The 651-nt window shown below is 69.7% G+C and carries 1 protein-coding gene; it reads right to left on the reverse strand.

Annotation, left to right across the window (positions count from 1 at the left end; all coding sequences use genetic code 11):
- Nucleotides 1–651: hypothetical protein (locus AC3ET4_RS30910; protein ID WP_431955300.1), on the reverse strand; the 651-nt coding region annotated here is incomplete at both ends.

Below are 651 nucleotides of genomic sequence, written 5' to 3' on the forward strand. Positions count from 1 at the left end.
GGTCCTGGAGGATTTTCTGCTGGAGGGCGTCGGTGGTGTCGTTCTGGGTGAGGGCCATCCCGATGAAGGGGCCGGTGGTGTGCGGTGTGGCCGTTTCGTGGTGGGGGGCGTGGGTGGCGAATTCCTCGCGGAGTTGTTCGGACAGCTGCCATGCGGGGTGGAGCGGGTCGGTGATGTCCAGCCCGTGGGCGGGTTGGGCGAGGAGGTGTGCGGCGATCAGTGCGGTCATGTCCGAGTGGAGGGACTGGTAGTCGCCCTCGGCGGTGCGGAGCTCGGCGGGGGTGGCCGGTGGGGCCTGGTGCCGGCCCTGCATGATCACCAAGGCCTGAACCAGGAGTATGTCGCGGTCCTCGGGGGCCAGGCTGTGCAGGGCCGCGTGCGCGTTTGTGAAGTCCTGCGCTCTGGCGAGCCAGGCCCGGGGGTCGACCCTCGGGTATATCGGCCGGTCGTGACGTTGCGGATACATGACGGCGGGAGAGGGTCCCCCGTCCATGGCCGTGTCCGGCTGCCATGGTGCGGGGTTGTCGGGCCACTGGGTGGTGTGTGTGCCGGTCTGCCGCCATGCCGTGACCAGGCCGGCCCGGTCCTGGGGCGACAGGTGCGAGGCCTCGGTGGCCAGTCTGTCCTGCTCGTCACCGGTGACCGGTTCCT

The organism is Actinacidiphila sp. bgisy167 (assembly GCF_057707665.1).